Source organism: Stenotrophomonas sp. KH_036_B (genome assembly GCF_057839485.1).
In genome coordinates, this window is sequence record NZ_CM174491.1 from 3,124,819 (window position 1) to 3,149,754 (window position 24,936).

A 24,936-nucleotide genomic window follows, 5' to 3' on the forward strand; every position below is an offset into this window, starting at 1 on the left:
TTCCGATGCCCATCATACTGCCCGGACCGCCGCACCCCAACTGCCCCATGACCGCCCTGAAATACCTCGCCGGCTACCCGGACACCCTGCAGCAGCAGGTGCGCGAGCTGATCGCGGGCGACCGGCTGGGGCCGTGGCTGGAGCGCCGCTACGCCGAGCTGCACACCGTGCGCAACGACCGCCAGCTGTACGACTACACCCAGGCGCTGAAGGAGCGCTACCTGCGCCAGTCGGTGCCGCTGTCAAAGGTGGTGTACGACAGCCGGCTGCAGGTACTCAAGCACGCGTTGGGCACCCACACCACGGTATCCCGGGTGCAGGGCAGCCGGCTCAAGGCCAGCCGCGAAATCCGCATCGCCAGTGTGTTCCGCGAGGCACCGGCCCCCTTCCTGAAGATGATCGTGGTGCACGAGCTGGCGCACCTGAAGGAATCGGACCACAACAAGGCCTTCTACCAGCTGTGCACGCACATGGAAGCGGATTACCACCAGCTGGAATTCGATCTGCGCCTGTACCTGACCCATCTGGATCTCGCTGGCAGCTGAGTTTCAACCCACCCCGGCCCAGCGCAGCATGGCCGCCGCGACCGCCCCCAGCACCACCACGAGCAGGAACGGCAGCCGCAGCAGCAAGGCGATGGCGGCCACCGCCAGCGCGCCCAGGCGTGCATCCAGGGCGACCGCAGCGCCTGACGCCACCGCATTCATCGCCGTCAGCGAGGCCAGCAGGCCGATCGTCAATGTCCCGGCCACCCGGCTCATCCGGGGTGATTCCAGCCAGCGCGCCGGAACCCGCCAGCCGGCCAGTTTGATCGCGTAGGCGGCCGCGCAGGCCAGCAACAGCCATCCCCACAGGCTCATGCCTGGCCCTCCGGCCGTTGCGGCGCAATGTCCGGCTCAAGCCCCTCATCACGCGGGCCAGGCACCAGGGCGCCCCACAGCGCGGCCACCGCTGCGGCGAGCAGGATCGGAATGCCCGGCGCCACCCACGGCAGCGCGAGCACGGTGACCAGGGCGGCGACGATCGCGACCGCCACGGCATCGCGCTGGCGCAGCCGCGGCCACAGCAAGGCCAGGAAGGCCGCCACTGCGGCGCCATCCAGCCCCCATCGGCGCGGGTCACCCAGCGCGTCGCCGGCGATCGCGCCCACGGCGGTAAACAGGTTCCAGAGCAGGAACACGCCGATGCCTGCGGCCCAGAATCCGCGCCGCTGCTCCAATGGCACCGATTGGCTGGACGCGGTAGCCGCCGACTCGTCGATGGTCACCTGCGCGCCCAGCCACTGGCGCCAGCCGCGCAGGCCCAGCATGCGGTTCATCTGCATGCCGTACACCGCATTGCGCACGCCCAACAGCGTGGCGGCGGTGAACGCGGCCGAGCCGGCACCGCCACCGGCGATCACGCCGATGAACGCGAACTGCGAGCCCCCGGTAAACATCAACAGGCTCAGGGCCTGTGCCTGCCACGGATTCAGCCCCGCCGCGACGGCCAGGGCACCGAAGGAAATGCCGTACAACCCGGTAGCCACGGCGATGGAGAGGCCGACTTTCACGGCGGGGGAGGCAGTCCAGTTCATCCTCCGATCATGCCAGTACCGGCGGGGGGCCGCAGCGACACAGCGCGCAGCTCCGGCGCCGAGCCAGTACACTCCCCGGCCGCGTCCTGTTTTGTGCTGCCTGCCTGATGACCGATCCGATCCGACTCGACAAACGCCTCACCAGCCTCATCGGCTGCTCCCGGGGCGACGCGCAGCGTTATATCGAAGGCGGCTGGGTCACCGTCAACGGCCAGGTCGTGGAGCAACCGCAGACCTTGGTCACCGACGAGCAGATCGTGCTGCGCGACAACGCGGAAGCGACCCGCGCCGAAACGGTGAGCATGCTGCTGCACAAGCCGGCCGGCATGCGGGCAGAGGCGCTGTGCGACCTGGTCACGCCGGAGAGCCGCAGCGAACTGGATGCCACCGGCGTAACGCTGCTGCAGCGGCATTTCCACGCACTGCAGCTGGTGATGCCGCTGGCCGACGAAGACAGCGGCCTGGTGGTGGTCAGCCAGGATGGCCGCGTGATTTCGCACCTGAAGGATCGCGGCGCGACGCTGGAGCAGGAATACCTGGTGGAAGTCAGCGGCGAGCTGGTGCCCTATGGCATGAAGCGGCTCGCCCACGGCCTGAGTTACCGCAGCTGGCCACTGCCGCCGTGCAAGGTCAGCTGGCAGAACGAAACCCGTCTGCGCTTCGCGATCAAGCCGGTGGCCCCCGGCCAGCTGCGCGACATGTGCCGCCAGGTCGGGCTGGAGGTGGTCAGCGTCCGACGCCTGCGCATCGGCCGGGTCGCGATGGGCAAGCTGGTGCCGGGCCAATGGCGTTACCTCGCGCCCGACGAGCGCTTCTGATCCACCGCCCCCTGCACTCGCAGTGCACGCTCGGCCCGCTTAGGATCGAGCCATGACTGACAAGAAACCGTTGTGGCGCAGAATGCTGCGCTGGCTGGGTATCCTGGTGGCGACCCTGGTCGTACTGGTGCTCAGCGGCCTGCTGCTGGCCGACCACCTCACGCCAAAGGCGATGGGCGCGCACAGCAGCGTACTTCCGCTGCAACCGGCGCAGAGCGCGATCGACCGCGAACTGGTGCGCCTGCAGGCCGAGCATCCCGATCACTCCGGTGTTGCCTTCCTGTCGGATGGATTGGATGCCTATGCGGCACGCGCGGTGATCACCCGCCATGCCGGGCGCAGCCTGGATCTGCAGTACTACATCTGGAAGGATGACCTGATCGGCCACCTGATGGCCCGGGAGCTGTACCAGGCCGCCGAGCGTGGCGTGCGCGTGCGCATGCTGCTGGACGACATGAACGCGCAGGACAAGGACGCGTTGATGATGGCGCTCGATGAGCATCCCAACATCGAGATCCGTCTGTACAACCCGTTCCGCAACCGTGATGGGCTGTGGCGGCTGGTGGAGATGGTGCAGCGGTTCTTCAGCGTCAACCACCGCATGCACAACAAGTCGTGGATCGCTGACGGCCGCGTGGCCATCGTCGGTGGGCGCAACATCGGTGAGGAGTACTTCAGCGCGCGCAGCGACGTGAACTTCCGCGACCTCGATCTGCTGGTGGCGGGCAAGGCGGTGCAGCAGGCCAACGACATCTTCGACGCGTACTGGAACAGCGATGCGGCGGTACCGATCGCCGCCCTCGCCTTCCATACCCCGGCGCAGCTGCGCCTGCTGATGCTGGAATCGGCGCACGAAGCCACGCTGACCGCCGCCCAGCCCTACCTGCAGCGCGTGGAGCGCTCGGCGTCCGCGCGCTCGTTCTATCGCAACGCAGTCGACCTGCACTGGTCGCCCAACGTTGAGATCGTGTCCGACCCGGCGATGAAGCACCGTCGCGATGACCCGGCCAACTGGCTGGTCACGCGGCTGGTACGCGAGTTGGAGGGTACGCGCCACAAGGCGCTGCTGATCTCACCGTACTTCGTGCCCGGCGACGCGGGCGCGCGCGGGCTGGGCGAGCTGGTGAAGCGTGGCGCGTATGTCGGGGTCGTCACCAATACGCTTGCCGCCAACGACGTGGCGGCGGTGCACAGCGGCTACATGCACTACCGCATTCCGCTGCTGCAGGATGGCGTTCACCTCTACGAGCTGCGCTCGCGCGGGCACGCTGGCGGCGGCAGCGGCGGCCTGTTCGGCAGCAGTGGTGCCAGCCTGCACACCAAGGCGTTCATGATCGATGACCAGCGCGGCTTCGTCGGATCGTTCAATCTCGACCCGCGCTCGGCCTATCTCAACACCGAGATGGGCGTGCTGTTCGATGATCCTGTGCTGGCGGCACAACTGCGTGGGGAATACCTGCGGTTGGCCGATCCCAGGCAGAGCTACTGGCTGACCCGGGACACGGACAACCAGGTGCGCTGGCTGGACCGCGCGGCGCAGCCGCCGCAGCTTCTCGACAGCGAACCCGATGCCTCGTTGTGGCAACGGGCCAGCGCGCGAGTGATCAGCTGGTTGCCGCTGGAGTCGCAGCTTTAGGACGCGCAGCCACGCATGGCGTGGCGCTACGACGGTCGCTGCGCAGGGCGTGGCTGTCAGCCGTCCGCCATCTCTTCCGCTTCCAACGTTTCCACCGAACGCCCATGCAGGCGGCGCCAGATCCACTGCAGCGCGTGCGCCGGGGTGCCCTGCTGCTGCTCCAGCAGGGCCAGCGCCTGGGCTTGGCTGATCCGTCCGTGGCGGCACAGCAGGCTGGCCGACGCCGCCGCGCGTGCAAACCGCAGGCTCGCCGCGAGGCCGCCACCGGCCGCGTCGGCATCCCGCGACAAGGCCTCGTGCACCGAGGGCGGCAGCTCCCAGGCGGCCGCGATGCGGCTGGCCACCGGCAACGTCCAGGCATCCAGCAGCCTGCTGGCCAGTGCCTGCGAGGGCGTAGCGGCCTGGCCATGCGCCGCGTCCAGCAGGTTGCGCATCACCAGCGCGGCACCCAGCCCCTGGGTCAGCCCCATCCACTGCGCCGCGAATCCGTCCTCGTGGGTCACCATGCGGGCGTGGTCGGCGGCCGCGCGCGACGCCAGCAGGGCGTGCTCCCAGATCACCGTCCCGAACTGCGGGAATGCCTCGCAGTGCAACTGCATCACCGGCTGCACCAGCACCGCGCTGATGATCTGGCGGATGCCTTCGGTGCCCACCAGGGTCACTGCCCGCTGCAGGCTGTCCACCGGCTTGGCCTGCAGGCGGTAGACGGGGCTGTTGGCAATACGCAGCAGGTTGCCGGTCAGCACCGCGTCTTGGCCGATGATGGCCGCCATGCTGCGGGCCGAGGCATCGCTGTCGTTCACGGTCTGGATCAGCTGTGGCAACAGCTGCGGGCGGCGCGGCAGGTGCCGGGCCGACCAGTCCTGGGCCTCCAGCGCGGCAACGACCGCCGCCTCGAGCACCCCATCCTGCGCCAGCACGGTGGGGCCGGCACCGCCACTGCGCGGCACCAGGGCCAACGCGTGAAAGCCGGCCTGCAGGATCTGGCCGGCGTCCCCGTCGGGAAGGGCCGGAAGCGCCACCGGCGTGGACTGGCGCTCTCCGGCTCTGGCCCCGCCCGGGTCCCGCACCGACCGACGCACCGCACCCGCCTGGCGCCCGTGCAGCAGCCATGCCACCACCGCCACGGCCAGCAGGCCCATTGCCCCCACCAGGACAGCCACCATCAGGGGGCTCCCTGACTGGCGCGGTTCCGCATCCGAGTTGTTGCCCCTGCACCCACGTCATCCATCCTGGCCATACCGGCACCGCGCACCGTTGCCACGGCATCGGCCCGGTGGGCGGCAACTTTAGCGGCACGGCCCCGGCGGGCGTGCCAGCGACCGAGCGCAGGTGTCTTCGGACGGTCGCGCGATGCTGACAACGCCGTCCTGCGGAATGCACTAGAATGGCGCCGCGCGACCCGTCCCCCCGATCAGACGACGTCGCTTTTTTTGTTTTACACCCCACCTTTTGCTGGTACGTTCGCCGGCGTTGGCCACCGTTCGCACCATCGGAGTCACCATGTTATTTGAAACCCTCGAAACTGCCGGTCACGAACAAGTGGTGTTCTGCCACAGCCGCGACGCCGGCCTGAGGGCGATCATCGCCATCCACAACACCACCCTGGGCCCGGCCTTGGGCGGCGTGCGCATGCGCCCCTACGCCAGTACCGACGATGCGCTGGCCGATGCGCTGCGGCTGAGCCGCACCATGACCTACAAGAACGCACTGGCCGGGCTGAACGTGGGCGGCGGCAAGGCGGTGATCATCGGTGACCCGCGCAAAGACAAGACCGAGGTGCTGTTCCGCGCCTTCGGCCGGTACGTGGATTCGCTGGGCGGGCGCTACATCACGGCCGAGGACGTGGGCACCGACGTCAACGACATGGAGAACATCTACCTGGAGAGCGAGTACGTGACCGGCGTACACCAGGTGCATGGTGGCTCCGGCGACCCGGCACCGTTCACCGCTTACGGTGCGCTGCAGGCGCTGATGGCGGCGCTGCAGCACAAGCTGGGCCACGAGGAAGTGGGCAAGACCAGCATCGCCGTGCAGGGCCTCGGCCACATCGGCATGGAGCTGGTGAAGCTGCTCCGTGACCGTGGCGCCAAGCTGTTTGTCACCGACCTGGACGCCTCGCTGGTCGAGCGTGCGGTCACCGAATACGGCGCCGAGGCGGTCAAGCCGGACGAGATCTACGACCTCAACGCGGACGTGTTCGCCCCGTGCGCACTGGAAGGCGCGATCAACCCGGAGACCCTGCCGCGGTTGAAGTGCAAGATCGTCTGCGGCACCGCCAACAACCAGCTGTCCAGCCTGGAAGTGGGCGACGAACTGCATGCGCGGGGCATCCTGTACGCCCCCGACTACGCGGTGAACGCCGGCGGGGTGATGAATGTGTCGCTGGAGATCGACGGCTACAACCGCGAGCGCGCAATGCGCCTGATCCGCAGCATCTACCACAACCTGGGCCGCATCTTCGCGCTGTCGCAGCAGGAAGGCATTGCGCCGCAGCGCGCGGCAGACCAGATCGCCGAAGCACGCATCCAGTCCATCGGCAAGCTGAAGATGCCGCTGGGCCGCGCCAGGCCGCGGCTGGGAACGCTGCGGGGCGGCTGAGTCGGCTGGCGTTGGAACGAAGAAGGGCGCGATCATCTCGCGCCCTTCCTGTTTTCCACTACCGCGCTGGTCGCGATGCGATCAGAACGCCGCAGAGTAGCGCAGCGCCACCTGGCTCATGTCCCCGCGCGGACCGAATCGCTGGTCATAGCCGAACGTGAGCTGCGCGTTGCGACGGAGCATGGCCGCCACCGAGACACCGAACAACCCGCCCGAACGCGCCGGCTGCAAGCCGGCCAGCGGCGCCCACGCATCCACGCCGACGAAGCTCGCGTCGAAGGCAGCTCCGTCGCTGGACAGCATCTGCTGCCATTCGGCATACCCGCGCAGCGACCAGTTGCGCCGCTGGGTCTCGCCACGCAGGCCGGCCAGCGCCTGGCTGCGACTGGCGGTGCTGCGCTCGGCACGCAGGCCGAAGCCGAAGCCGCCGTCTTCGCTGAAGCGGTCGTTGTCCACACGGGCATAGTCCGCGCCCAGGTACGGGGTGAGCGACGCGACCGCGCCGCCAAACCGGTAGCCCGACTCCACGCTGGCTGTGCTGAAGGTACCGCCATAGCGCGCGCTCACACCGTACTGCCCAGCCCCCAGCAGCAGCTGCCGGTCGAGCTCGCGGGTGAACTGGCCGGCACCGACCTGGCTCAGCGCATACGCGCCGCCCTGATTCCACCCGGCATACAGCTGCGCCTGCGACTGCCGGTCGCGGCCGTTGTCGCCGGACCATGCACGGCCGCTGCTGGTGCGCGTCTCGCCGAAGGCGAAGCCCATCACCCCGTTGCTGCCCAACGCCATGTCCTGGCCCAGCATCCAGCCCTGGGCCTGGGAACCGGTGCCGGCGAAGCTGCCTTGCCCGACCTCACCCAGCGCGCTGTGCCAGGCACCGCGAAGACGCGGTGCGGCCGACACGTCGTCAAAGCGCGACGACAACGCGCGCCGGTTCATGTCCAGCGAATCGAAGGTCATCGCCGTGGCCAGGCCATGCGCCTTGCCGGAGAGGCTCTCCAGGCTCGCCTGCAGCGCCGATGCACCTTCAACCCGCTGCAGTTCGCCTGCCGCATCGACAAAGCCCGGGCCGCTGTCGTTGCCCTGGTCGAGCTGGACAAACGCTTCCTCCACCCGCCCGGCAGACGCGGTGGCGATCGTGCCCAGACCGGCCGTGGTGGCCGTCGCGGTGACGTTGGCGCGACGGATGTTGAGCGACGCGCTGGTGGCGTCATACGCGAACGAGGCGTCCAGCAGGGACACCGTCCCGCCCCGGCGCATCGCCCCGAACTGACCGGTCAGACCCTGCGCGGCCTGGATGATGGGCTGCACCTGGTTGTCGATCGGCACATAGCCGGCCACTGCCTGCTCCACGACCAGGGTGCCGCCCTGCAGCGTCGCCGTGCCCGTCACCTGCAATGGCGAGGCGCCCAGCGCGGTGATGAACTCGGCGCTGGAACGCTGCGTGTAATTGCCGTCAATGACCGCCGTGGTGTTTGCGGTCACCAGCGCCACGCGCCCATCGTTCTCGACGTTGCTGGTGATCCTCGTGGTGCCCGCTCCGAACTGCAGCGCAGGCAAGGGGAAGCTGATGTCGTACGGTGAGATTCTGACCGGCGCGGTGAGCGTGGCCCCATCGCGAAGTGCCAGCGTTCCGCGGACGACCTCCACCGAGCCGGTGAAGGTGTTCTTGCCGGCCAGGGCAAGGACGCCGTCACCGTCCTTGTACAGGCCGCGGATGCCGCCACCGCTGATGTCATTGCTCCACACGCTTGTACCGACGCTGGTCGGCACGGAGACGGACAGCGTTCCGAAGTCCGTGGTGGCCGGGCCATTGAGTGCCTTGGCGACGTTCAGCAGGCCGTGTCCGAACACCGCATCCACGCCCGGCTCGCCGAGATCGGTGGCGGTGCCAAGAAGCGTCCGCTGTATGTCGTAGTTCTTGAAGTAGGGATATTTCTGCCAGACCAGCGCGGCCGCGCCGGAGACCAGCGGTGCCGCATAGGAGGTGCCCGCGCCCCAGAAATATTTCGGGTTGGGCGCGCCCTTGTTGTCGGGATCGATGAACACCGCTTCGCCCGGCGCAGCCAGGCAATAGTCGGCCGCCACGCCGCACGCGTTGGCGTAGGACGCCAGTTCATCCGGCTTGCTGGCGTTGACCGCGGTAACCGCCAGCCAGCCTTCTTCCAGCTCGCGCGCCAACGTACTTCCGGCCGGTCCGGGCTGGCTCGGCAGCGCCGCCATGTCTGACGGGTTGGCCTTGCTCTCGTTGCCCGTAGCGAATACCACCAGCCCGCCGTGCTGGAACACGAACGGCGCATACTCGGCCGCAATCGCGTCCGTGGTACTGGCATCGTTCCAGTACAGCCCGCCCCACGAGTTGTTCATCACCTTCACGCCGCTGGCGATCAGATCGGCGTGCACCGAGGCCAGCCCCAGTGCGCCTTCCACGCTGTTGCCCTGACCGGTCCCGTCATCGACCGGCGCCTTGTCGGAGATGATCCGGGCCGAGACGATGCTCGCCCCCGGGGCCACGCCGCCCGGCCAGGTGCCGGACGCGCTGCCCGCCGCGAGCGACGCCACGGTGGTGCCGTGGCCGACGACGTCGTCAATGTTGAGGTTGTTGGTGGCCGGGTCGACGTAGCTGAAGCGCTGTGTCACGCGACCGGACAGCGTGGGATGGGAGCGGTTGACACCCGAGTCCACGATGCCGATGACCACGCCTGCGCCGGTCAGCCCTTGCCGGTCGCCCGCATTGATGATCGACAGATGGGCATCAATCGCCGGTTCCTGCGGCTTCGCTCCGGTCGGCGGGGGCGTCACCGGGGGCGTCACCGGCGGCGTCACCGGCGGGTTGGTGGGAGCGGGCGTGGTGACCGGCGTACCGCCGCCCGGACCCTCCACGCGGACGTTACCGCCACCGCCACCACCACCGCATGCACTCAACGCCAGCGCCAGCGCAGCCGCCAGCGTGGTCCTGCTCATTGCGACCTGCTTCATCCCTGTTCCCCCAAACGTTTATGGAACCACGCCTGGCATCCTGCCTACCCCGAGGACACCCGTGGTGATCGTTGACCCGCTCCACCGGGCTACCGGCAGAGTCTGACTGGAATCCGGACAGCTTTCCACCGACGGTTCAGGCCCTGCGGTGGGCATCGCCCCGCGGCTGGACACCGGGGGCAAATCAGGACCCTCTATACTGGTCATCCCCCGCAGTCTGACGGGATTCGCGCCCGCATCCTGCGGCACGCGTCCCGAATCCGCTCACGCAACAACGAGATTGCCATGCCCAACATCGTCATCGCTGCCGCCAAACGTACCGCCATCGGCTCCTTCCTCGGCCAGTTCAACGGCGTGCCCACCCCGACCCTGGGCGCCACGGCCATTGCCGCCGCCCTGGAGCAGTCCGGCGTACCGGCGGCGGACGTCTCCGAAGTGATCATGGGCTGCGTGCTGCCGGCCAACCTGGGCCAGGCCCCGGCCCGCCAGGCGGCTGTCGCCGCAGGCATTCCCTATTCGACCGGTGCCACCACGCTGAACAAGGTGTGCGGCTCGGGCATGAAGGCCATCATGCTGGGCCATGACCTGATCAAGGCCGGCTCGGCCAGCATCGTGGTCGCCGGCGGCATGGAGTCGATGTCCAACGCCCCGCACATGCTGCCCAACTCGCGTACCGGCAACCGCTTCGGCAACTTCCAGGCGGTGGACCACATGGCCCACGACGGCCTGGTCAATGCCTACGATGGCAAGGCCATGGGTGAGTTCGCCGAATGTGCGGTGGACAAGTACCAGGTCACCCGCGAGGAGCAGGATGCCTTCGCGATCGAATCGGTGCGCCGTGCGCAGGCCGCGCAGGCCGCGGGCGCGTTCGACGACGAGATCGTCGCGGTCAAGGTCGCCGGCCGCAAGGGCGAGGTCGAGTACAACCAGGACGAGCAGCCCGGCCGTTCGGACGTCGCCAAGATCCCGACCCTGCGCCCGGCGTTCAAGAAGGACGGCACCGTCACGGCGGCCAGTTCCTCCAGCATTTCCGACGGTGCCGCCGCCGTGGTGCTGCTCGCCGAGGAGGATGCGGCTGCCCGCGGCCTGCAGCCGCTGGCCCGGATCGTGGCCCACGCCACCCACTCGCAGGAACCGGAGTGGTTCACCACCGCGCCGATCGGCGCCATCCACAAGGTGCTCGAAAAGGCCGGCTGGACCTTGGACCAGGTCGACCTGTTCGAAATCAACGAGGCCTTCGCCGTGGTCGCGATGGCGCCCATCCGCGAATTGGGCATCCCGCACGACAAGGTCAACGTCAATGGCGGTGCCTGCGCACTGGGCCACCCGATCGGCGCCTCCGGTGCCCGTCTGGTGGTCACCTTGGTCAACGCCTTGCGCAAGCGTGATGCAAAGCGCGGAATTGCTACACTGTGCATTGGTGGCGGTGAGGCTACAGCTATCGCCATCGAATTGATTTGATTGATTTTAACGCCCGTTTCGCAAAACTGAATGCGGGATCGCTTGACAGCCCAACGTGGCTTGTCATCATGTTGCCGGGCGCGCAATAGCGCGTTGCCTAATCTAACGACGAGGATTCACACAAATGAGCATCAACAAGCTGCTGATCGCAATGGCCCTGGGCCTGGCTCTGACCGCCTGCTCGAAGCAGGAACAGGCTGCTGACGCCGCCGCTTCGGCCAACGAAGCCGCTGCCGACGCCCAGGTCGCTGCCGACCAGGCCGCTGCTGCTGGCGCCCAGACCGCCGACGCTGCCCAGGCTGCCGCCGACACCGCCACCACCGCTGCTGACGCTTCGGCTGACGCCGCTGCCCAGGCTGCTGGCGCTGCCACCGACGCTGCTGCCGATACCGCTGCAGACGCTGCCAAGGCCGGTGAAGCCACCGCCGAGCAGGCCAAGGACGCTGCTGAAGAAGCCAAGAAGTAATAACTTCTTTCTTCAAGCAAGTCTGAAGAAGCCGCTGGTTCGCCAGCGGCTTTTTCTTTGGGCGGCATGTGCGCACCGCGGGTACCTACCGGACCTTCACGGAAGGGTGAATAGGCTGGCAGTCCGATTCTCAGTTCCTGTGGAGCCCGCCATGAAAATCCGTTCGATGACCACCCCGCTGCTGGCCGCTTCGCTGGTGCTGGCGCTCGCCGCCTGCCAAGGCCCGGAAGCAGAAAAGGCCCGCGCCGATGCGGCGCAGGCGGCTGACAGCACCGGTGCGGCCGCCCGTGAAGCGGTCGACCAGGCCGCGGCGTCCACCCGCAACGCCGCGGACGAAGCGGCGGCGGCCTCCGAACGCGCTGCGGCCGACGTGCAGCCGGCGCTGGACCGCGCCGCCGACGCGACGGCTGCTGCCGCTGCGGACGCAAAGGTCGCGGCACGCGACGCGGCCGCCCATGCCAGCGACGCGACGGCCAACGCGGCGGAGAAGGTTGCCGACAAGGCCCGCGACGTGGCCGACGATGCCAAGCAGAACGCCGACGCCGCCAAGCACTGAGCGCACGTCGGGGCCGATCGGGGTTGACCGTCGGCCCGGGAAACGCCGGGCCCTGCCCGGCGTTTGCTCGTGCGGTGACAGGTGCGGTTGCCGGGCGTGGCCCGGCACTACGGCAGGGCGCGCGCCATGATCGCCTGATGATCCACATCATCCGGCAGCGTGCCGAACGCCCTGCCCGTTTCGCCCCCCAGCCGCGTCCGGACGAAGGCTGCCGCCACCGGACTCCGCGCGCGCAACAACACCGCCGCCTGCAACAACAGCGCCAGGCGTTCGGTGACCAGGCGCGCCTGGGCCTCCGATGGCGTGGATGACAGCTGCGCCCACAGGGCCTGCAAGGCATCGTCATACCCCGCGTCATACCCCACCACCGTCTCCAGTTCCGCCTGCAGCACCGGCCGCACCTGCGGCTCGCGCGCCAGTGCGCGCAACACGTCCAGGCACTGGATGTTGCCGCTGCCTTCCCAGATCGAATTCAGGGGCGCCTGCCGGTACAGGCGCGGCAGCATCGATTCCTCCACATACCCGGCACCGCCCAGGCATTCCTGCGCCTCATTGACGAACACCGCTGCCCGTTTGCACACCCAGTACTTGCCTACGGCGGTGGCGATCCGTGCGAACGCCGCTTCGTGTGCATCGTGCGGGGACTGGTCGACGGCGCGGGCCACGCGAATGGCGAATGTGGTGGCCGCTTCGGATTCGATCGCCAGGTCGGCCAGCACGTTGGCCATCAGCGGGTGATCGCACAACCGGCGGCCGAAACTGCTGCGATGGCGGGTGTGGTGCAGTGCCTGGGCAAGCGCCATGCGCATTTCCGCCGCCGCGCCGAGCATGCAGTCCAGCCGCGTCATCATCACCATGCCGATGATGGTGGCCACGCCGCGCCCTTCGGCGCCGACACGGCGCGCCCAGGCCCCGCACAGCTCGATTTCGCTGGATGCATTCGACCAGTCGCCCAGCTTGTCCTTGAGCCGCATCAACCGGAATGCATTGCGGTTGCCGTCGGCAAGGCGGCGCGGCATCAGGAAGCAGGTCAGTCCGCCCGGCGCCTGCGCCAGCACCAGGAAGCCATCGGACATCGGCGCGGAGAAGAACCACTTGTGCCCCACCAGCGCATAGCTGCCATCGGCGCGTGGCTCGGCGCGGGTAGCGTTGCTGCGCACGTCCGAGCCGCCCTGCTTCTCGGTCATGCCCATGCCCAGGGTGATGCCGGCCTTGTCGGCAATCGGCACATCGCGTGGATCGTAGACCGGTGCCGCTGCCTTGTCGGCCCATTCGGCCAGCGCCGGATCCTGGCGCAGCACGGCCACCGCGGCATGCGTCATGGTCAGTGGACAACTGGTGCCGGCCTCGGCCTGGTGATGCAGGAAACTCAACGCCGCGCGCGCGACATGCGCGCCGGGGCGTCCGTCCTGCCAGGACAGGCCAGCCACGCCGTGGCGCTTGGCCGCGTCCATGAGCTGGTGGTAGGCCGGATGGAACTCGACCGTGTCGATGCGATGCCCCTGCGCATCATGGGTACGCAGGCGCGGGCGGTCGCGGTTGGCATCGAAGCCCAACCGGTACAGCGCGTCGCCTGCACTACCGCCATAGGCCTGCAGCGTGGCGATGAATGCAGCGCCGCCCTCGCGCTGCACGGCGTCGGCGAGGGCTACATCGTCGGCCCACAGATTGCGCCCCGCAAATGGCGGTGGCTGGTTGACGACCTCATGGGTCTCGAACGCGGGCAATGCAGACGTCATCACGCAGGCCTCCCAGGGGTGGAATTCGATTCTGCCGCATCCGCGCGGCAGGCGCCGTTCAGCCGGATTCTCACCTCGTGCACGAGCACGGCGGCACAGTGCAGGCATGACGGCGAACGTGGCACACAGCGACCTGGTGGTACTGCGTCCGGAAGGACTGTACTGCCCTGCAGGCGACTTCCATATCGACCCGTGGCGGCCGGTGCCGCGCGCGGTGATCACCCACGGCCACGGCGACCATGCGCGCAGCGGCATGGGCGAGTACTACTGCAGTACCAGCAGCGTGCCGATCCTGCGCTGGCGGTTGGGCGACGTGGCGCTTCAGTCGTACGACTACGGTGAACGCTTCACGTTGGGCGGCGTGCAGGTGTCGTTGCATTCGGCCGGGCATGTACTGGGCTCGGCGCAGGTGCGCATCGATGATGGGGTGCAGGTCTGGGTGGCCTCCGGCGATTACAAGCGCCAGCCCGATCCCACCTGCGCGCCCTTCGATGTGGTGCCCTGCGATGTATTCATCACCGAAGCGACCTTTGCCCTGCCCATCTACCGTTGGCAGGATACGCGCGAGGTGGCCGCCGAGATCGCGGCCTGGCGGCGCGAGTGCGAACAACGCGGCGAGGCCGCGATCCTGCTGTGCTACGCGCTGGGCAAAGCACAGCGGGTATTGGCCGAGCTGTTGCCGCTGGACGAACCGCCGGCGTGGCTGCACGGCGCCATCGCCAACGGGGTGGCCGTGTACCGCGAAGCGGGCATCCCGATGCTGGCCACGCACACGGTGGCCGAGCAGGGCCGCGAACCCGATGCCGCCGGCAAGCTGATCCTGGCACCGCCGTCGGCCGCCGGTACCACCTGGCTGCGCCGCTTCGGCAAACACCAGCTCGGCTTCGCATCGGGCTGGATGCGGCTGCGCGGCAATCGCCGCCGACGCAATTACGATCGTGGCTTCGTGGTGTCCGACCACGCCGACTGGCCGGCACTGCTGCAGACCATCGAACAGACCGGTGCGCGGCGCGTGATCGCCACGCATGGCAATACCGATGCGCTCATTCCGTTCCTGCGCGAGCGCGGGATCGCCGCCGAGGCATTCCGCACCGATTTCGGGAGCGAGGAATGAAGGCCTTTGCAGCGTTGTACCAACGGCTGGACCGCAGCACCGCCACGCTGGACAAGCGCGCCGCGCTGGTCGCGTATTTCCGCGACGCGCAGCCGCATGATGCGGCGTGGGCACTGTATCTGCTGAGTGGCGGCAAGGTCGGCGGCGCACGCCAGAAGATTGCCTCCAGCGGCGAACTGCGTGCCTGGATCGCTGACGCGTCCGGTTTGCCCGACTGGCTGGTGGCCGACAGCTACGACCAGGTTGGCGACCTTGCCGAAACCCTGACCCTGCTGCTGGACGACCCGCACGAGCGCGCGCCGGACCGGGCGTTGGCGACGTGGATCGAAACGCATCTGCTGGCCGTGGCCAACCAACCCGAGGCGGTGCGGCGTGCGGCGGTCGAAACGGGCTGGAAACAGCTGCCCGCGGCCGAACGGCTGGTGTTCAACAAACTGCTGACCGGCGCGCTGCGCGTGGGCGTGTCGCAGCGCCTGGTGCAGCAGGCACTGGCGGAGCTGTCGGGCGTCGACATCGCCCGCATCGCGCAGCGCATGCTCGGCGCGTGGGTGCCCTCGCCCGGCCTGCTGGCCAGCCTGCTCACCCCGGAGGAACTGCCCGGAGACCGGCAGCAACCGTATCCGTTCTTCCTCGCTTCGCCGCTGGAAGCGGAGGTGTCCAGCCTGGGAGCGATCGACGACTGGACGCTGGAATGGAAGTGGGACGGCATCCGCCTGCAGCTGCTGCGTCGCCAGGGGGAAGTTGCCTTGTGGTCACGCGGCGAAGAGCGGTTGGATGGCCGGTTCCCAGAGATCGAGAGCGCCGCGATGGCCCTGCCGGACGGTACGGTGATCGACGGTGAACTGCTGGCCTGGCGCGAAGATGACGCCCAGCCCATGCCCTTCACCGCACTGCAGACCCGTATCCAGCGGCGCAAGCCCGGTGCAAAGACGCTGCGCGATACACCGGTGCGCGTGCTTGCCTACGACTTGTTGGAACTGGGCGGGGAGGATCTGCGCCAGCAACCACTGGCGGAACGCCGGGCGCAGCTGGCCCTGCTGCTGGAGACACTGGGCGACGCCCGGCTGGTACTGTCCCCCACGCTCGTCGCCGCCGACTGGGTGGACGCGGCGACCCAGCGCGCGATGGCCCGCGAGCGCGGCGTGGAAGGACTGATGCTCAAGCGCAGCAGCTCGGTCTACCAGAGTGGCCGCCGTCGTGGCGACTGGTGGAAGTGGAAGATCGATCCGCTCACCATCGACGCGGTGATGATCTACGCGCAGGCCGGCCACGGCCGGCGCAGCACGTTGTACACCGATTACACCTTCGGGGTGTGGGACGGCGAGCGGCTGGTGCCGGTGGCCAAGGCGTATTCGGGTCTGGATGACAAGGAGATCCTGGCGCTGGACCGATGGATCCGCGCCAACACGCTGGAACGCTTCGGGCCGGTGCGCAGCGTGCGCGGCGAGCAGGTGTTCGAACTCGGCTTCGAGGCCGTCAATCGCAGTACCCGGCACAAGTCGGGCATCGCGGTACGCTTTCCGCGCATCCTGCGCTGGCGCCACGACAAACCGGCCAGCGAAGCCGACACCCTGGCGCAGCTGCAGGCGCTGGCCCGGTGACGCGGCGCGAGGCGATGGCACGGCTGACCGACTGGTTCGCCAACCGCGGCTGGGCGCCGCTGCCCTTCCAGAAGACCCTGTGGCGGCACTACCTCGGTGGCGCCTCCGGACTGCTGCACACGCCCACCGGGAGCGGCAAGACACTGGCGATGTTCGGCGGGCCGCTGCTGCAGGCACTTGCCGATCAGCCAGCACGCGCAACCAGCGACCGCAGGACCAAACGCATTCCGGCCCTGCAGGTGCTCTGGATCACCCCGCTGCGCGCCCTGGCCAGCGACACCGCGCGCGCGTTGCGCGAGCCGCTGGCCGCACTGGGTCTGGACTGGCAGGTGGGCCTGCGCACCGGGGACGCCAGCGCGCGCGACAAGCGGCTGGCGCGCGAGGGCCGCGTGGACGTACTGGTGACCACGCCCGAATCGCTGGCATTGCTGCTGAGCTATCCCGATACCCGTGCGCACCTGCGCCAGCTGCGCTGCGTGGTGGTGGACGAGTGGCACGAACTGCTGGGCAACAAGCGTGGCGTGCTGCTGCAGTTGAACCTGCGCCTGCTGCGCGATGCACTGCCCGCGCTGCAGGTGTGGGGCCTGTCGGCCACGCTGGGCAACCTGGAGGAAGCGCGTGATGTGCTGCTGCCCGATCTTCCCGATGCCCCTCTGGTGGCGGGTGCGCGGCCGCGCCCGGTTGCGGTGGAAACCCTGTTGCCGGCGCAGGGCGAACGCTTCCCGTGGGCCGGCCACCTGGGCCTGTCGCAGCTGCAGCGGGTGCAGGAAAAACTGTTCATGGTCGGCACCAGCCTGCTGTTCACCAACACCCGCGCCCAGGCCGAACTGTGGCACCAGGCGCTGACGGCCGTGTGGCCCGAAGACCCCGCCACGCTCGGCCTGCACCATGGCTCGCTGGACCCGGCGCAGCGGCGCGCGGTTGAGCAGGGGCTGCGCGACGGCGCACTGCGCTGCGTGGTCGCCACCTCCAGCCTGGACCTGGGCGTGGACTTCCCGGCGGTCGACCAGGTGCTTCAGATCGGCAGCCCGAAAGGCATCGCACGGCTGGTCCAGCGCGCCGGACGGGCACGCCATCGTCCGGGTGAATCCGGACACATCGTGTGCGTGCCTTCGCATGCGCTGGAGCTGGTCGAGTACGCGGCGGCACGGCGCGCGCTCGCCGACGGCGTGATCGAGGCGCGGCGCCCGTTGCGGATGTCGCTGGACGTGCTGGCGCAGCACTGCGTGAGCTGCGCGCTCGGGGGTGGCTTCGACGCCGACGCACTGCTGGCACAGGTACGCCGCACGCACGCGTTCGCAGCACTGGACACCGCGCAGTGGGAGGGCGTGCTGGACTTCATCGTGCAGGGGGGGCGCGCGCTCGCGCAGTATCCCGACTTCCACAAGGTGGTGCGCGACGACGACGGCATGTACCGCGTACACGATCGCCGCGTGGCGCTGCGCCACCGCCTGTCGATCGGCACGATCACCAGCGATGGCAGCGTCATGGTGCAGTTCATGCGCGGCGGCCGCCTGGGTACGGTCGAAGAGCAGTTCGTTGGCCGCCTGCGCCCCGGTGACCACTTCCAGTTCGCCGGCCGCCTGCTGGAGCTGGTGCGGCTGGAGAATCTCACCGCCTATGTGCGCCTGGCGCGTGGCGGCGACGGCGTGGTGCCGCGCTGGCAGGGCGGGCGGCTGCCGCTGTCGGAGGCCCTGGGGCAGGAGATGGAAGCGGTACTTGCCGCGCCTCCAACCAGCCCGGAGATGCAGTGGCTTGCGCCCCTGCTGCGCCTGCAGTCGCGCCTGTCGGCCCTGCCCGGCCCGTCGCTGCTGCTGGTGGAAACGCTGCGCCGGCGCGAGGGCCAGTTCGTGTTCGTGTACCCCTTTGCAGGCCGCCAGGTCAATGAAGGCCTGGCCGCGCTGATGGCGCTGCGCTGGACGCGGCTGCAGGCCAACACCTTCGGGTATGCCGCCAACGACTATGGCTTCGTGCTGGCGCCGGCACGTGCGGTTGAGGTGGATGCGGCGCGCATCCGCGCACTGCTGCATCCGGACGGGTTGTTCGAGGACCTGCGAGACAGCCTCAATCTCGGCGAGCTCGCACGCCGGCAGTTCCGCGACATCGCGCGCGTCTCCGGCCTGCTGATCCCGGCCCTGCCGGGGCGCACGCCACGCAGCCTGCGCCAGCTGCAGGCCTCGGCCGGCCTGCTGTACGACGTACTGCGCCAGCACGATCCGGACCACCTCCTGCTGGGCCTGGCCGAGCAGGAAGTGCTGCATGGACAACTCGACCTGGCCTGCCTGGCCAGCACGCTGCGCCGCTGCCAGGCACGTACGCTGTGCCTGCAGCAGCCGTCCACGCTGGGGCCACTGTCATTCCCGCTGTGGGCCGAGCGCCTGCGTGGGCAGCTCAGCAATGAAGACTGGAAAACGCGCGTGCTGCGTGCGGCAAGCCAACTGGAGACGCGCCATGCCCATTGATGCGGCCATGACCCTGGCAGGTGAGAACGTCCGGCTGCTGGGCGAACGCGCCCTGTACTGGCCGGCACGCGAAGCGCTGCTGATCGCCGACCTGCACCTGGGCAAGGCGGACCTGTTCCGGCGCGCCGGCATCGGCCTGCCCACCGGCGGCACCGGGGACGATCTGGAGCGGTTGACGCGGCTGGTTGCCGAGCGCCCGGTGCGCACGCTGTGGATCCTGGGCGATGTGCTGCACGGGGCCGCACATCGCGCGGCCTGGTACCGGCAGTGGCAGGGCTGGCGCGAGCAGCACGCCGGGCTGGAGATCGGCGCACTGGCCGGCAACCACGACCGCGTGCTGCCCAAGGCGGATCTTGGCATCACCCTGCTGGGTGAGCGGGTGCAGGAAGGGCCGTTCCTGTTGCGCCACGATCCGCAGCCGCATCCGGCCCTGCACGTCCTGAGCGGTCATCTCCATCCGCTGGCCAAGCTGCCCGGCATGCAGCGGCGTTGGCCTGCGTTCTGGCTTCGCGATCGACTGACGGTGCTGCCGGCGTACTCGCGCTTCACCGCCGGCATCGCGCCGGTACTGGATGCGGGCGAACAGCTGGTGGCGTGCGTGGAGGGCGATGCCATCGCCCTTCCTGCCCGGTAGCGGGGGGCCTTGACCGACGGGTCGACATTGGCGCGTTGCTGCGTTGCTGCGTTGCCGTGTTTGCCGTGTTTGCCGTGTTGCAGTGTGTGCCGACTAACAGTCGGCACTACAGGTTGGCAGTCCACGTCGGCAGCTCACGTCGGCAGTGTCCGCGCTGTTACGCCGCCGAGGGTAGCAGCACCTCCGGCATCAGGCGGATGTCCGGTGCATTCGGATTGGGTCGCACCGGGCGGCTGAGCACATCGGCCAGCATATCGCGTGCGGCGGCGCGGATCCGCGCGTGGTGATCCGGGGAAGCGTGGGTGATCAGACTGGTGACGTGGAATTCGAAGATATCTTCCATCACGTCCGGCTGATCCTCGTGCAACATCTGCAGCAGTCCACGCAGTTTGCATATTTCAGTATCGAGAACGTCGGCCGGAAACAACATGTCAATCTCCTTGGGGATCAGGTCCAGTAACGCTTCCTTTTTCCCATGGCCACGGTGATTTCACCGTCAACAGGCGTCATTCCGGCCTTCACACAGCACTCTACTCATCGCCATGCGTGGTCATGTCGTCATGCCCGTTCGGCAGCGCGCGGCGTCATCGCCTCGACGAACCCGGGCGACAGCCCCAGCGTCCCCCACCAGCCGCGCTGGGTGCCGCTGAGCACGCGCAGCATGTGGCCGCGACCGCCCGGCACACGGCCCATCGGTTTGAACAGGACATCGCGGGCCTGCGCCAGCGTATCGCGCTCGGACTGGAACAGCGGCGTCAGCCAGCGGCTCCAGAAGTGGTAGATGGCCACGTGCGCGCTGCGTTGCGCCTGGTAGGCCTGCAGCGCCGCATCACGGTCGGCGTGCGCGCGCAGTGCATCGCGCAGTGCCAGTGCATCCATCAGGGCCATGTTCACGCCCTGCCCCAGCTGTGGGCTCATCGCGTGCGCGGAATCGCCGGCCAGCACCATGCGCTCGCGATGCCAGCGCGTCATCACCGCATCGCGGTAGCCGGCGCGCGCAAGCTGCGCGCCATCGGGTACATCCTGCAGGCGCAGGTGCGCCTGCGGCCACAGCGTCGCGATCTCCTCCAGCCACCGCGCCATGCCGTCCTGTTCCCATTGTGCGAACTGGTTGCGTGGCAGGCTCCAGAAGAAGCTGAGCTGCGCCTGCGGATTACCCGGGCGGGTGCCCACCGGCAACAGGCCGATCATCTTGCGCGCGGCCACGTAACGCTGCCGCAGCTCGTCATGGTGCGCCCAGTCGCCGCACGGCAACAGGCACCACAACGCCCCCCAAGGGTACTCGCGGTCCAGCCGCGTGCCCTGCACCAGGCTGCGCAACGACGAGGCGGAGCCATCGGCGGCGATCACCAGATCGTACGGCCCGTGCCAGTGTCCCCGCGCATCACGGACACGGCCGTTGGCGGTATCCACGTCCACGATCGTGGTATCGGCCTGCAGGTTGCCCGGCTGTTCCCACGCGTCGGCCAGCAGCGAGAACAATGCGCCACGCTGCATGCCGATACCATGCAGATGCGCATGCAGGCCCGCATAGTGCATATCCATCACGGCGCGCCCGCACGGGGTTTCGCCATACAGACGGCGCACGGCGGCGCCATGCTGAAGCACCTGCGGGAGCAGGCCCATCTGCCAGAGAACATCCAGGCCGCTTGGCTGCAGCAGGAAGCCGGCGCCCACCGGGCCCGGGGCGGCCGCACGCTCGAAGACGTGTACCTGGTGATGATCGCGCGACAACAGGACGGAGAGCGCCTGGCCAGCAGTGCCGTAACCGACGATGGCGATGGTGCGGCGTTGCATGTGACGTCCTGTCGAGGTGCGGGACCGCCATTATCGGCGATCTGAACGGAGACCGGGGTTGCCGGTCCCGCGCATCGACACGCTCAAACCTTGAAGAGCTCGACGTTGCGAACGGCCATGGAACGGTCAGGCTGCTCCGGTTCGTCGGTGACCCAGATCACCACACGACCTGCATCATATCCCTCGGGAACGTCGAACCGGTGCCCTGACAGCCCCCAGTGGCGATACACACTGAATTCGAACATGGCCGTCCAGTATCCACCGTCATGGGACAGCTCCAGGGCCATCGCCGCTTGAAGCATCGGCGCTTGGCGATGTGGGTTGGACAGAATGGTCGGATCCCAGGGCTTGGTCGATATCTGTTGGACCGGTGGGTTGAAGGGGTGCTCGGCAACCTCGAACCGGAGCACCCAACCCGCGCCGCTCTGCATGCCAACGAGCATCTGGCTGATGGCCACGCGCTTGTCAATGCGCGCGTAAGACTGCCCGCCGTCCGTGCCGGTGTCGACGCCATGGTTGGCCTTCCAATGCGACAGCCCTGCGCTGAAATCCCCATTGCGGATGATATTGCTCATGATCATGGCCTTGTAGGTGATGGTGCGAACCAACGGGAAAACGATGTCCACAGCGACACGCTGAGACATCGACATTTCCCCCGTTGCATTGCAGATCACCTGGCCACCGAGCAGCGCAGGTACGGCGAACCTAAGGCACCGGATGTTCAGGGCGCATGAAGATCGCGCGCCCGGCCTTCGGACAAAAAAAACCCCGCCGAAGCGGGGTTTCTCAGCACGCAGCAGAGTGGATCACTCGGCCGGCACAATGTTCGACGCTTGGGCACCCTTGGGGCCCGAGGTCACGTCATAGGTGACCTTCTGGCCTTCCTGCAGACTGCGGAAGCCCTTGGAGTTGATCGCGGAGAAGTGCGCGAAGACGTCGGCGCTGCCGTCCTCCGGCGAGATAAAGCCAAATCCCTTGGCGTCGTTGAACCACTTGACGGTACCGTTCGGCATGGTGATGCGAGACCTTCTTCAATGAATGGGTGGTGTACGCTCAACCAGCGCACTGGCGGAGTATGCAAAGCTTGTTACGCAATGACAATCACCCACGTGCCAATTCGCCAATCAGTTCCGGCAATCCGGCCGAAGCCGCGTCCACATTGGCCAGTACTTCGGCCATGGTGATCTCGTCGCCATCGCCACAGCCGGCGGCCCAGTTGGCCACGATCGCCAGGCAGGCGTAGTCCAGGCCCAGTTCGCGGGCCAGGCTGGCTTCGGGCATGCCGGTCATGCCGACCAGATCGCAGCCATCGCGGCGCATGCGCGCGATTTCCGCATTGGTTTCCAGCCGCGGCCCCTGCGTGGCGCCGTAGCAGCCGCCGTCGTGCAGGCGTACGCCGGTCACTTTGGCCGCCGCCAGCACCTTGCTGCGCAGCATCGGCGTGTACGGATGGCCGAAATCGACATGCAGCACCTCGCTGCCCGGCTCTTCACTCAGGGTCGAGATGCGGCCCCAGGTGTAGTCGATCAGCTGGTCGGGACAGGCCAGCACGCGCGGGCCGAACTGCTCGGTGATGCCGCCCACGGTGTTGAGTGCGAGCACCCGGGTCGCACCGATTTGCTGCAACGCAGCAAGATTTGCGCGGTAATTGATCTTGTGCGGTGGCAGCGAGTGGCCTTCACCGTGGCGGGCCAGGAACGCCACACGCTGGCCGAGCAGCGTGCCCACCCGGATCGGACCGGACGGCGTGCCGTAGCGGGTCTCCACGGCATGGCTGCTCACGTCATCGAGCTGGGCCAGCTTGTACACACCGGTGCCGCCAATGACGGCCAGAGCGATATGTTCCATGGGCGCTGCTTATTCCTTCATCGCGTAGATGGCCGGCACGCCGCGCAGCGATTCGTTGACGTCCATGCCGAAGCCGAACACGTAGCGGTCCGGCAACGTGACGCCGGCGTAGTCGGCCTTGACGTCCGGCAGCGCGCGGTCGTGCTGCTTCACCGTCAGCGCGGCGATGCGCACGTCGGTGGCGCCCTGCTCCAGGCACCAGGTGCGCACGCCCTGCAGGGTGAAGCCTTCGTCCAGGATGTCGTCGACCAGCAGCACGCGGCGACCGAACAACGCGGTGGCCGGCTTGTGCTTCCACACCAGCTCGCCGCCGGTGGTCTCGCCGCGGTAGCGGGTGGCGTGCAGGTAATCGAACTGCAGGTCCTGGCCACGCGCGCCCAGCTCCAGCGCCAGCTGGCCGGCAAACGGCAGTGCACCGTGCATGATCGACAGGAACAGCGGCACTTCGCCCTTGTAGTCGGCGGCGATGGCGTCAGCGATGCCGGCAATGGCCGTGTCGATGGTGGGACGGTCGACCAGCAGGTCGGCCTGGGCCAGGGCCTGGGAAATGGTGAGGTTGGGCATCAGACGGTTCTTCCAAGGGTGTCAAGCAAACGGGATTGGGAGCTGCCGTAGCGGGTGTCGGCCAGCAGGCCGTCCCAGCCAAGCGCGCCACGGCCGATCAGGCCGAGCAGCGCAGCAGTATTGAGCGGGCGGCCTTCCACCGCGCGCAGGGCGTCGTCCACCAGTTCCGGGTGGCAGACCAGGACCACGTCGCAGCCGGCGTCCAGATGCGCATGCACGCGCGCCTGCACGCCCCCGGCCGAGAACGACGCGGCCATGCCGATGTCATCGGAGAACACCACGCCGCGGAAGCCCATCTGGCCGCGCAGGATCTGCTGGATCCAGCGCGGCGAGTAGCCAGCCGGTTCGGGTGCCACCTGCGGGTAGACCACGTGGGCCATCATCACCGCGTCGGCACCGGCGTCGATGCCGGCCGCGAACGGCACCAGGTCGAGCGCCTGCAGCGCCTCCAACGGACGCGGGTCGCTGGCGTTGTCCACGTGGGTGTCTTCCAGCACGCTGCCGTGCCCGGGGAAATGCTTGAGCGTGGCGGCCATGCCCACGCTGTGCATGCCGCGCACGTAGGCGCGGGTGAACGCGGCCACGACCTGCGGATCGGCGCTGAAGGCGCGGTCGCCAATGGCGCGGTTGCCACGGCCCAGGTCGACCACCGGGGCAAAGCTGAGATCCACGCCGCTGGCGCGCACTTCACTGGCCATCAGCCAGGCGTGCTGTTCGGCCAGGGCCAGCGCGGCGTCCGGGTCCTGCGCGTACAGCGCATCGAAGCCCTGCAGCGGCGGCAGCGCGCTGTATCCCTCGCGGAAGCGCTGCACGCGCCCGCCTTCTTGGTCCACGCAGACCAGCACCGGCCGGGGCGCGGCGGCGCGGATGGCCGCCGACAACCCGGCCACCTGCTGCCGGGAGGCGAAGTTGCGCTTGAACAGAATGACGCCGGACACGGCATCGTGCTGCAGCCAATCGCGTTCCTGGGCAGTGAGTTCGGTCCCGGCAACGCCGATCACGAGCATGGGCAATCTCCAAAACGGGGCACCAGCATGGCGCACCGCCGCATTGTCGCAGAACCCATGTGCGCTAGGCCACGGCC

The 24,936-nt window shown here is 68.3% G+C and carries 23 protein-coding genes; 11 read left to right on the top strand and 12 right to left on the bottom strand.

What is annotated here, in order from left to right:
* Positions 1-47 precede the first annotated feature (47 nt).
* The gene (locus AC3ITN_RS14045) at positions 48-545 is read left to right on the top strand and encodes a YgjP-like metallopeptidase domain-containing protein (protein ID WP_313343115.1); all 498 of its coding nucleotides are present in this window, start codon (positions 48-50) and stop codon (positions 543-545) included.
* 3 nt (positions 546-548) lie between these two features.
* Here AC3ITN_RS14045 and AC3ITN_RS14050 read toward each other — a convergent pair whose 3' ends face one another.
* Complete coding sequence (locus AC3ITN_RS14050; RefSeq protein ID WP_313343113.1) at positions 549-860, bottom strand: AzlD domain-containing protein; 312 nt, start codon at positions 858-860, stop codon at positions 549-551.
* Positions 857-1,576, bottom strand: coding sequence for an AzlC family ABC transporter permease (locus tag AC3ITN_RS14055; RefSeq protein ID WP_313343110.1), 720 nt, complete (start codon positions 1,574-1,576; stop codon positions 857-859). Before AC3ITN_RS14055 ends, AC3ITN_RS14050 begins: the two co-directional genes overlap by 4 nt.
* Before the next feature lie 107 nt (positions 1,577-1,683).
* On the opposite strand from AC3ITN_RS14055, the gene AC3ITN_RS14060 reads away from it, so the two are divergent.
* Complete coding sequence (locus AC3ITN_RS14060; RefSeq protein WP_313343108.1) at positions 1,684-2,394, top strand: rRNA pseudouridine synthase; 711 nt, start codon at positions 1,684-1,686, stop codon at positions 2,392-2,394.
* 52 nt (positions 2,395-2,446) lie between these two features.
* Complete coding sequence (locus AC3ITN_RS14065) at positions 2,447-4,030, top strand: phospholipase D family protein (RefSeq protein WP_489390897.1); 1,584 nt, start codon at positions 2,447-2,449, stop codon at positions 4,028-4,030.
* A 56-nt stretch (positions 4,031-4,086) separates the two neighbouring features.
* On the opposite strand, the gene AC3ITN_RS14070 is transcribed toward AC3ITN_RS14065, so the two are convergent.
* Complete coding sequence (locus AC3ITN_RS14070; RefSeq protein WP_489392939.1) at positions 4,087-5,172, bottom strand: HDOD domain-containing protein; 1,086 nt, start codon at positions 5,170-5,172, stop codon at positions 4,087-4,089.
* Positions 5,173-5,533: 361 nt separating this feature from the next.
* On the opposite strand from AC3ITN_RS14070, the gene AC3ITN_RS14075 reads away from it, so the two are divergent.
* Positions 5,534-6,631 carry a Glu/Leu/Phe/Val dehydrogenase dimerization domain-containing protein gene (locus AC3ITN_RS14075; protein ID WP_489390898.1) on the top strand — a complete coding sequence of 366 codons (1,098 nt, stop codon included), beginning with the start codon at positions 5,534-5,536 and terminating at the stop codon, positions 6,629-6,631.
* A gap of 81 nt (positions 6,632-6,712) precedes the next feature.
* Here AC3ITN_RS14075 and AC3ITN_RS14080 read toward each other — a convergent pair whose 3' ends face one another.
* Positions 6,713-9,610 carry a S8 family serine peptidase gene (locus AC3ITN_RS14080; RefSeq protein WP_489390899.1) on the bottom strand — a complete coding sequence of 966 codons (2,898 nt, stop codon included), beginning with the start codon at positions 9,608-9,610 and terminating at the stop codon, positions 6,713-6,715.
* A 285-nt stretch (positions 9,611-9,895) separates the two neighbouring features.
* On the opposite strand from AC3ITN_RS14080, the gene AC3ITN_RS14085 reads away from it, so the two are divergent.
* From AC3ITN_RS14085 to AC3ITN_RS14095, 3 genes are all read left to right on the top strand, one after another.
* Complete coding sequence (locus AC3ITN_RS14085; protein WP_313343096.1) at positions 9,896-11,071, top strand: thiolase family protein; 1,176 nt, start codon at positions 9,896-9,898, stop codon at positions 11,069-11,071.
* A gap of 124 nt (positions 11,072-11,195) precedes the next feature.
* Positions 11,196-11,537 carry a hypothetical protein gene (locus AC3ITN_RS14090; RefSeq protein ID WP_313343093.1) on the top strand — a complete coding sequence of 114 codons (342 nt, stop codon included), beginning with the start codon at positions 11,196-11,198 and terminating at the stop codon, positions 11,535-11,537.
* Positions 11,538-11,688: 151 nt separating this feature from the next.
* Positions 11,689-12,093 (top strand): hypothetical protein, encoded by a 405-nt coding sequence (locus AC3ITN_RS14095; protein ID WP_313343090.1) that lies wholly within the window; start codon positions 11,689-11,691, stop codon positions 12,091-12,093.
* Between the two features lie 107 nt (positions 12,094-12,200).
* Here AC3ITN_RS14095 and AC3ITN_RS14100 read toward each other — a convergent pair whose 3' ends face one another.
* A complete protein-coding gene (locus tag AC3ITN_RS14100; RefSeq protein ID WP_489390900.1) occupies positions 12,201-13,832 on the bottom strand; it encodes an acyl-CoA dehydrogenase family protein in 1,632 nt (543 codons plus the stop codon).
* Between the two features lie 106 nt (positions 13,833-13,938).
* On the opposite strand from AC3ITN_RS14100, the gene AC3ITN_RS14105 reads away from it, so the two are divergent.
* Genes AC3ITN_RS14105 through pdeM form a run of 4 tightly spaced genes read left to right on the top strand, consistent with a single transcriptional unit; the run spans position 13,939 to position 19,643 of the window.
* Positions 13,939-14,946, top strand: a complete 1,008-nt coding sequence (locus tag AC3ITN_RS14105; protein ID WP_489390901.1) for a ligase-associated DNA damage response exonuclease — start codon at positions 13,939-13,941, stop codon at positions 14,944-14,946.
* Positions 14,943-16,547: an ATP-dependent DNA ligase gene (locus AC3ITN_RS14110; RefSeq protein WP_489390902.1), complete on the top strand. Its 1,605-nt coding sequence runs from the start codon at positions 14,943-14,945 to the stop codon at positions 16,545-16,547. The genes AC3ITN_RS14105 and AC3ITN_RS14110 overlap by 4 nt, the downstream gene beginning before the upstream one ends.
* 14 nt (positions 16,548-16,561) lie before the next feature.
* The gene (locus AC3ITN_RS14115; protein WP_489390903.1) at positions 16,562-19,009 is read left to right on the top strand and encodes a ligase-associated DNA damage response DEXH box helicase; all 2,448 of its coding nucleotides are present in this window, start codon (positions 16,562-16,564) and stop codon (positions 19,007-19,009) included.
* On the top strand, positions 18,999-19,643 hold the full coding sequence (gene pdeM, locus AC3ITN_RS14120; RefSeq protein ID WP_489390904.1) for a ligase-associated DNA damage response endonuclease PdeM: 645 nt from the start codon (positions 18,999-19,001) through the stop codon (positions 19,641-19,643). Before AC3ITN_RS14115 ends, pdeM begins: the two co-directional genes overlap by 11 nt.
* 157 nt (positions 19,644-19,800) lie before the next feature.
* Here the strand turns inward: pdeM and AC3ITN_RS14125 are convergent, their stop codons facing one another.
* The 7 genes from AC3ITN_RS14125 to nagZ form a co-directional block, all read right to left on the bottom strand.
* Entirely contained in the window at positions 19,801-20,073 is a 273-nt protein-coding gene (locus tag AC3ITN_RS14125) for a hypothetical protein (RefSeq protein ID WP_313343073.1), read from the bottom strand.
* A 128-nt stretch (positions 20,074-20,201) separates the two neighbouring features.
* The gene (locus AC3ITN_RS14130; protein WP_489390905.1) at positions 20,202-21,440 is read right to left on the bottom strand and encodes an FAD-dependent oxidoreductase; all 1,239 of its coding nucleotides are present in this window, start codon (positions 21,438-21,440) and stop codon (positions 20,202-20,204) included.
* Between the two features lie 83 nt (positions 21,441-21,523).
* Entirely contained in the window at positions 21,524-22,084 is a 561-nt protein-coding gene (locus tag AC3ITN_RS14135) for a hypothetical protein (RefSeq protein ID WP_489390906.1), read from the bottom strand.
* 162 nt (positions 22,085-22,246) lie between these two features.
* The gene (locus AC3ITN_RS14140; protein ID WP_313343069.1) at positions 22,247-22,453 is read right to left on the bottom strand and encodes a cold-shock protein; all 207 of its coding nucleotides are present in this window, start codon (positions 22,451-22,453) and stop codon (positions 22,247-22,249) included.
* 88 nt (positions 22,454-22,541) lie between these two features.
* The gene (locus tag AC3ITN_RS14145) at positions 22,542-23,288 is read right to left on the bottom strand and encodes an S-methyl-5'-thioinosine phosphorylase (RefSeq protein ID WP_313343067.1); all 747 of its coding nucleotides are present in this window, start codon (positions 23,286-23,288) and stop codon (positions 22,542-22,544) included.
* A 9-nt stretch (positions 23,289-23,297) separates the two neighbouring features.
* Positions 23,298-23,852 carry a hypoxanthine-guanine phosphoribosyltransferase gene (locus AC3ITN_RS14150; protein WP_489390907.1) on the bottom strand — a complete coding sequence of 185 codons (555 nt, stop codon included), beginning with the start codon at positions 23,850-23,852 and terminating at the stop codon, positions 23,298-23,300.
* Positions 23,852-24,859, bottom strand: coding sequence for a beta-N-acetylhexosaminidase (gene nagZ / locus AC3ITN_RS14155; RefSeq protein WP_489390908.1), 1,008 nt, complete (start codon positions 24,857-24,859; stop codon positions 23,852-23,854). The genes AC3ITN_RS14150 and nagZ overlap by 1 nt, the downstream gene beginning before the upstream one ends.
* Between the last annotated feature and the right edge of the window lie 77 nt (positions 24,860-24,936).